Origin of the sequence: Flavobacterium sp. ACAM 123 (assembly GCF_000264055.1) — a bacterium.
GTDB lineage: Bacteria > Bacteroidota > Bacteroidia > Flavobacteriales > Flavobacteriaceae > Flavobacterium.
Map to the genome: position 1 here is coordinate 1 of NZ_AJXL01000146.1, position 7122 is coordinate 7122.

A 7122-nucleotide genomic window follows, 5' to 3' on the forward strand; every position below is an offset into this window, starting at 1 on the left:
TAATATCACAATATAATTTGTAGGAAATTTGTGTTTCTTTTCTTTAAATGCTACTATAGTTTTGCGGAGGCTGAATAGTTATAAATTTATAAAATCGATTATTATCCGTGTTATCTGTGGGCCATTTTTTAGTTTAGTCCGCAAAGCGGATAGTCCTATTTTGCAATAACAATTGATTTCAGATTTCAAATCAATTTCTTGTGAGTTTTCCTTGGTAGATTTTTAATTTATTAGTTAAAGCAAAAAATAAGGATATTTTTTTTCGCTATTCATTTTATATAAGTTACTATCATCTAGTTGATTATGTGTTTTAAAAAATATTTTTTCTTATTTTTAAAACCATAACTGCTATTGTAGCGTAAATGCTTTTATATAACTTAATAAATAGATTTATGAAAACTAGAAAATTTTTATCAGTAGCCTTTATGGCATTAGTATTTGGAGCAACTTCATTCGCTCAAAAATCGGTAATGGTAGGTGGAGCAGCAATGTATCCTTCTAAAAACATTATTGAAAATGCAGTTAACTCAAAAGACCACACTACATTAGTTGCCGCAGTAAAAGCAGCTGGTTTAGTTGAAACACTACAAGGAAAAGGGCCTTTTACAGTTTTTGCACCTACTAATGAAGCTTTTGCTAAATTGCCAATGGGAACTGTTGAAACATTATTGAAGCCAGAAAATTTAAAAACGTTGCAAACGATTCTTACGTATCACGTTGTATCAGGTAAAATGAACGCTGTTGATATTGCAAAAGCGATAAAAGCAGGAAACGGAAAAGCTACGTTGAAAACAGTTAGTGGTGGAACTTTAACAGCTTGGATGAAAGGAAAAAAATTGTACATCACTGATGAAAATGGTACAATGGCACAAATTACGATCGCTGATGTGAATCAATCAAATGGTGTTATTCACGTTGTCGATACTGTTGTATTGCCAAAACAATAATTTCGATTAAGAGGTTGGTTTTGTTGCTTGAAAAGTCCTGTGTTGTGCAGGACTTTTTTTGTGCAAAAAAAGGCCCAATTCTAAGTTTAGAATTGGGCTTTCTATTATGTTAGTTAGAACAGTTTATCTTAAACTGGCTCCAAGTTCCGTTTCAAAGTTCTTTTGCAGTTTCCCCATAATTTTATCAATTTGAGCATCAGTCAAGGTTTTTGAATTGTCCTGTATAACAAAGCTCAACGCATACGACTTTTTACCTTCAGGAAGGTTGCTTCCTTCATATACATCAAATAAACTGACTTCCTTTAACAGACTTTTTTCGCTCTGTTTTGCAATCGTGTAAATACTATCATACGTTACGCTTTGGTCTACTAACAAGGCCAAATCTCTTCTTACTTCTGGATATTTCGGGATTTCGCTGAATTTCACTTTATTGGATATCATTTTAATGATCACCGCCCAATTAAAGTCAGCATAAAATACTTCCTGTTTTATTCCAAAATGTTTAAGGATTGATTTTTTAACTGTTCCAAATTCAACCAATGCATTATGACCAGCGCCTATAGCAATCCCCTCTGAAAAAACATCAGATAATACAGGGCTATTTTGTGTTTTTTGAATTCCAAATCTAGCGAGGACTGCATCTACATAGCCTTTAAATAAAAAGAAATCAGATGGTTTCTGTTCTATAGTCCAACTTTCTTTGGCTCTATTTCCTGTAAGGAATAATGTCAGGTGTTTGTGTTCTTCAAAACCGGATAAAAATTTATGATAGCTTTTACCAAATTCAAACAACTTTAAATGACTGTTTCGGCGATTGATATTGTAGGATATCGCTTCCAGCCCAGAAAATAACAGAGATTGTCTCAATGTTGCCAAATCAGTACTTAATGGGTTTAACATGGTCACATTGTGTTCTTCCTTCAGCATTTCGGATAGTGCAACATAAGATCCTGTAGTTAATGAATTAGCCATCATTTCATTAAATCCTTGTGAATTTAATTGTGTTGCAATTATATTTTGTAATTTATAATCTTCATTTCGTGGAGAATTGGATACGGTTGCATTTAGTTTTTTAGAAAAGCTAATGTTATTGTACCCGTACACTCTCAATATTTCTTCTATTACGTCAATCTCTCTTTGCACATCAACACGATAAGCAGGAATGGTTAAACCCAATCCTGTTTCTGAAAAGCTGTTCACTTTAATGTCAAGTGACACTATAATCTGCTTTATAGTATCATGCGGTATAGCTTGTCCAATGATTTTATCAACATTACCGAAGTTTAAGAATACGGTGAAGTCTTCTATTTTCTTTTGGTAAACATCAATTAAATCGGATGTGATTTGACCCCCTGCCACCTCTTGAATTAATAAGGCAGCACGTTTTAGTGCGTAAGCCGTAATTGTAGGATCTATTCCTCTCTCAAAACGAAAAGAAGCATCTGTGTTTAATTGGTGTCTTTTGGCTGTTTTACGGATGCTTACCGGATTAAAATAAGCACTTTCGAGGAAAATTGATGTAGTATGCTCTAACACACCTGAATTTTTACCACCAAATACTCCTGCAATACACAACGGTCCTTTTTCATCACAAATCATCAGATCTTCTTCATGAAGAGTTCTTTCAACGTCGTCTAATGTCGTGAACTTAGTCCCTGAAGGCAGTGTTTTCACAAGTATTTTTCCATTGATTTTTGTAGCATCAAAGGCATGTAGAGGTTGCCCTAATTCGTGTAAAACATAATTGGTAACATCAACCACATTATTTTTAGGCGTAATTCCTATTGCTTTCAATCGGTCTTGTAACCAATTAGGAGATGATTTTACTGTAATTCCTGAAATGGTAACACCGCAATAGCGAGGGGCTAGCAGTGTTTCTTCTACATTTACATCAATTTTAAGTGTTCTCATGTCTACTCTAAAATTGCTGACTGAAGGAGTGATTAGTTCAACATTTACTCCGCTTTGTAGTAAACCGGCTCTTAAGTCACGTGCCGTTCCTAAATGACTCATCGCATCCGCACGATTAGGTGTAAGTCCAATTTCGAATACTTCGTCATTTTCTATTTTAAACACATCTGCCGCTTTTGTACCTGCGGCAATTGAATTGTCCAATATCATGATACCGTCATGACCTGCTCCAAGACCCAACTCATCTTCAGCACAAATCATTCCGTGACTTTCTTGTCCACGAATTTTTCCTTTTTTTATGGTAAAAGCAATTCCTGTTGCGTCATATAATACGGTGCCTATTGTTGCTACAGGAACTTTTTGTCCTGCATCTACATTACTGGCGCCGCATACAATTTGCAGTGGTACTCCATTGCCTAAATCAACAGTTGTTATTTTTAGTCTGTCGGCATCAGGGTGAGGAACACAAGTAAGGACATGTCCTATCACTATACCTTCTAAGCCGCCTTTTATAGACTGGTATTTCTCAACAACTTCCACTTCTAGCCCCAAATCTGTTAGCAATGCTGCCGTTTCTTCGGAGTTCCAATCTATTTTTATGAATTGTTTTAACCAATTATAGGATATTTTCATCTGTCAATTTTAATAAGAACGCAAATATAAGGATTGCAGTTTGTAGTAAGAAACTATTTTTTGGTTTTTTGTTCTAGTAGCAACAAATTTTAAAGCGGTATCAATATCATATCTGCAAATTAATAGAGTAATAAACAGGAATAATGTAAAATAATTAATATAAAAAAACACATGTGAAAATTTAATGCTATTAATTGAATGAATAGTGCTATTATCATTGATTTTATCAAGTTATATTTGATAAAATTTAAATTAAAATAGTTAGATATGAGTAATATAGTTTCAAGACCTGAGTTTAAGGCAAAGTACGATAATTTTATAGGAGGGGAATTCGTAGCTCCCATCAATGGACAATATTTTGATGTGATTTGTCCGATTGACGGACAGGTGTTTACCCAGGCGGCCCATTCTAGCAAAGAGGATGTAGCATTGGCTGTTGATAAAGCCTATGAAGCATTTCAAACTTGGGGAAAAACTTCTGCTACAGAGCGTAGCTTGTTACTCAATAAAATTGCGCAGGTTATGGAAGATAACCTAGAGTATATTGCTACAGTAGAAACAATTGACAACGGAAAAGCGATACGCGAGACAATGGCCGCTGATATTCCTTTGGCAATAGACCACTTTAGGTATTTCGCTAGTGTCATTCGTGCAGAGGAAAGTTCCATTGCAGAGTTAGATTCGCAAACTGTAACTATTGCTTTAAGCGAGCCTTTGGGAGTGATTGCACAAATTATCCCTTGGAATTTCCCAATATTAATGGCGATTTGGAAATTGGCTCCGGCATTAGCTGCAGGAAATACAGTAGTTCTGAAACCAGCAGAAAGTACGCCAATCTCTATTTTAGTTTTAATGGAATTGATAGGGGATATCCTTCCTCCAGGAGTTGTAAATATTGTTAATGGTTTTGGTGCTGAGCTTGGAAGAGCTTTGGTAACAAACAAAAAAGTATCAAAAGCTGCATTTACAGGTTCGACACCTACAGGACGTTTAGTGATGCAATATGCAACTGAAAATATTATCCCCGTAACATTAGAACTCGGTGGTAAATCACCTAATATTTTCATGAAATCCGTTGGTGATGCCGACGATGACTTTTTTGATAAAGCCATTGAGGGAGCGGTAATGTTTGCTTTGAACCAGGGAGAAATATGTACTTGTCCATCCAGATTATTAGTCCATGAAGATATTTATGATAAGTTTATAGCCAGAGTTATTGAAAGAACCGAGGCGATCAAAATGGGGAACCCATTAGATTTGACAACAATGATGGGAGCACAAACCTCATTGGTGCAACAAGAAAAAATCCTTAGCTACATTAAATTAGGAAAAGAAGAGGGAGCTGAATTATTAACTGGCGGCGAACAAAACCATTTAGAAGGTGAACTTGCTGAAGGATATTATATCAAGCCTACTCTTTTTAAAGGGCATAATAAAATGCGTATTTTTCAAGAAGAGATCTTTGGACCTGTTTTAGCGGTAACCACTTTTAAAACAACTGAAGAAGCCATAGAGATTGCAAATGATACGATGTATGGTCTAGGTGCTGGAGTATGGACACGTGATGCACATGAAATTTATCAGATTCCAAGAGCTATTCAATCCGGTAGAGTTTGGGTAAATCAATACCATTCTTATCCTGCAGGCGCTCCTTTTGGAGGGTATAAACAATCAGGAATAGGACGTGAAAATCATAAGATGATGCTTGGACATTATCGTCAGACGAAAAACATGTTGATTTCGTATGATAAAAAGAAATTAGGTTTCTTTTAATATGCAATGTTAAATATAGAAAAGGTAAGTTGAAAGACTTGCCTTTTTTTAATTCAAGTTCAAACGATTAAAGGCAGATTAAAAATTCACGTTTTACAGTAGAAAAGATGATAAGAAGAATTGACGCAACCGAAAAAGCAATCGAATTAATAAAAATATTACAGGAAAAACACGGTGACCTCATGTTTTATCAGGCTGGTGGTTGCTGTGAAGGAACACAGCCGCAATGCTTTGAGAAAGGCGGATTCTATCAAAGGTTAGGGGATATATGCATTGGTTCCATAGAAAACACCGAATTTTGGGTTGACAAAGACCTATTCGAGTATTGGAAACATGCACATTTTACCTTGGATGTAATTGATGCTTTTGGAGTAGGAGGATTTTCTTTGGAAACTCCATTAAAAAAGACATTCCGAATTGAATACAGGATTTTTACACCAGAGGAAGAACAATCACTGGAGCCGCTAAAATATATTGAATAATTTAATTTACGAACAACAGTTGGTATTGTTTCGGCGTAATTCCTTCGTGCTTTTTAAATAAACGGATGAAGTAATTACTGTCTTCAAATCCGGATAAATAACAGACTTCGTTTATTTGTATTGTTGGGTTTTTAAGCAATTGTTTGGCACATCTTAATTTTTCGCTTATCACAAACTCTATTGGACTCATGCCCAACTCCCGCTTAAAAAAACGATAAAACGAAGTGGTGCTCATGCAGGCTTTCTCGCTCAGATTTTTAAGCGTGATGTTTTCTCTTAAATTTAATCTTATGTACTCTATTACTTGAGTTATTGGGGTGTTAGAATCGGCAAACAAACCATCTTCTATAGATTTTGCCGTTTGCGTCTGTATAATCCGGACCAATAGTTCTTGCAAAGTCAAATCGGCTAAAGCATCTTTAGTAATCGAAGTACTCATGCATTCTTTTATTAATTTATTGATGGTCGTAGCCAACTCAACATTGTTATAAAAATAATAATTTTGATGATTTAAATGCCAGAATTGGTCGTTGCCTTTTTTAGGATAGCGCTCATTTAAAAACTGCAAAGTATCGTTTATTTTGGTTTGGTCTATCGCCAAAGCCAAACATTGGGTTGGGTTGTTTTTGCTAGCTTCCGGGAAATCAATTTTCATTTCCACATTAGAAGGAATAATAACGGTTTCTCCTGGTAAATATTCAAAACTTGGTTCATCAACAAGGTGCATTACTTTTTTACCTCTTAGCATACTAGTCACTACTAGATCATTAAATTTCAAAGGAACTAATAGTGATGATTTATAAGTTTCAAATAGATTTAATTCACAATGATTTAAATTGTAAACAGTTCTGTTTTCCACTAAAGTTTTTAATGATTTTTCGTTTGATAAATGTGGTGGATTTATAAAAGCACGGTTGTTATTCATAGATTTAAACTTAAGTAAACGAACGGTCTAAATTTAATAAAAATTAATGTAGCTATGACGTGATATGAATAAAATATAAGACTAATTCCTCCACAGGTCTCTTAATGTTTTCAACCACTTTACAGTTGGTAGATTTTTGACAGCATTTTGATTAGGTTTTTCAATTTATTTAACAATTAAGTTTACATCTGTACAACATAACAAAAATAAGATGATGACACACAAGAAACTAATTTTTTCAAGAAAAGCACTACTATTAATATGGAAAGTCCTGTTATTTTATATGTTTACAAGCAGCAGAAGTATCTATTATTGATTGGACTTTATGATCTAAAACTTTAAAATAATGAGTTGATAACTATTATTGAGTCCTGTTTAAATTACTTTTATTTTTTATGAAATTTAATTTTCAATATTGAATAGTTTTTTCACTTAAAATGTTCAATAAAAA

5 protein-coding genes are annotated in these 7122 nt (G+C 34.3%); 3 read left to right on the plus strand and 2 right to left on the minus strand.

The genetic code is table 11. The features are described 5' to 3' along the window. Window positions 1-392: 392 nt before the first annotated feature. Window positions 393-947, plus strand: a complete 555-nt coding sequence (locus A3SG_RS0116880) for a fasciclin domain-containing protein (RefSeq protein WP_016991182.1) — start codon at window positions 393-395, stop codon at window positions 945-947. A gap of 123 nt (window positions 948-1070) precedes the next feature. Here the strand turns inward: A3SG_RS0116880 and pheT are convergent, their stop codons facing one another. Next, the gene (gene pheT / locus A3SG_RS0116885; RefSeq protein ID WP_016991183.1) at window positions 1071-3491 is read right to left on the minus strand and encodes a phenylalanine--tRNA ligase subunit beta; all 2421 of its coding nucleotides are present in this window, start codon (window positions 3489-3491) and stop codon (window positions 1071-1073) included. A 267-nt stretch (window positions 3492-3758) separates the two neighbouring features. Between pheT and A3SG_RS0116890 the strand changes: the two genes are divergently transcribed. Both A3SG_RS0116890 and A3SG_RS0116895 read left to right on the plus strand, forming a co-directional pair. After that, entirely contained in the window at window positions 3759-5264 is a 1506-nt protein-coding gene (locus tag A3SG_RS0116890) for an aldehyde dehydrogenase family protein (RefSeq protein WP_016991184.1), read from the plus strand. 107 nt (window positions 5265-5371) lie between these two features. After that, complete coding sequence (locus tag A3SG_RS0116895) at window positions 5372-5746, plus strand: DUF779 domain-containing protein (RefSeq protein ID WP_016991185.1); 375 nt, start codon at window positions 5372-5374, stop codon at window positions 5744-5746. A 1-nt stretch (window position 5747) separates the two neighbouring features. Here A3SG_RS0116895 and A3SG_RS0116900 read toward each other — a convergent pair whose 3' ends face one another. Then, a complete protein-coding gene (locus tag A3SG_RS0116900; RefSeq protein WP_016991186.1) occupies window positions 5748-6671 on the minus strand; it encodes an AraC family transcriptional regulator in 924 nt (307 codons plus the stop codon). Window positions 6672-7122: the final 451 nt, after the last annotated feature.

Excerpts from the sequence above, each read along its gene's own strand:
- A3SG_RS0116895 (WP_016991185.1), top strand. The coding sequence starts at position 5,372 with ATGATAAGAAGAATTGACGCAACCGAAAAAGCAATCGAATTAATAAAA.
- A3SG_RS0116880 (WP_016991182.1), top strand. The coding sequence starts at position 393 with ATGAAAACTAGAAAATTTTTATCAGTAGCCTTTATGGCATTAGTATTT.
- pheT (WP_016991183.1), bottom strand. The coding sequence starts at position 3,491 with ATGAAAATATCCTATAATTGGTTAAAACAATTCATAAAAATAGATTGG.
- A3SG_RS0116890 (WP_016991184.1), top strand. The coding sequence starts at position 3,759 with ATGAGTAATATAGTTTCAAGACCTGAGTTTAAGGCAAAGTACGATAAT.
- A3SG_RS0116900 (WP_016991186.1), bottom strand. The coding sequence starts at position 6,671 with ATGAATAACAACCGTGCTTTTATAAATCCACCACATTTATCAAACGAA.